We start from the raw sequence: 521 nt of genomic DNA, 5'->3' as shown, positions 1-521 counted from the left end.
ACCCAAACGCTCAGCGATTTCTGCCATCATCGGACGCTTACCCGCATCGCGATCGCCACCACAACCGAAAATAGCCCAAAGCTGTCCGTCACAATGCACGCGCAGTGCTTGTAATGCTTTTTCAAGCGCATCAGGCGTGTGAGCGTAATCGACCACAACTTTGGCGCGATTCTCAGCTTGGAATAGCTCCATTCGGCCTAACACCGGCTGCAATTGAGCAGCCGTCGCTAGCAAATCGTTCTTATCAAAACCAAGGCTCAATAAGGTCGCAAATGCCAGCATTAAGTTGGCTGCGTTGAATTCACCAATCAACGGCGCATGCAGCGTACCTTCGCCAAACTGACCATCAAAACGAATCGTAATACCGGATTCAGCATAAGCCACTTGGCTCGCCCACAGCGCGTGTTCAAACTCAGTTGTAGGAGCAAGAGAAACGGCAATCGCATTCGTCAGTTGTTTCGCCCACGCAGCGCCAACTTCGTCATCAACATTGATGATTGCTTGATCACATTGATGCTGGG

The 521-nt window shown here is 51.1% G+C and carries 1 protein-coding gene; it reads right to left on the bottom strand.

Annotated elements, in window-relative coordinates:
• A partial coding sequence (locus tag R7O13_RS30780; protein WP_318305707.1) for a glutamate ligase domain-containing protein occupies nt 1-521 on the bottom strand: 521 nt, incomplete at both ends.

The sequence above is a fragment of the Vibrio sp. Y176 genome (genome assembly GCF_033438945.1).
Note: the sequence above shows the minus strand (reverse complement) of the source record. Positions and strands in the feature narration are given on the sequence as shown.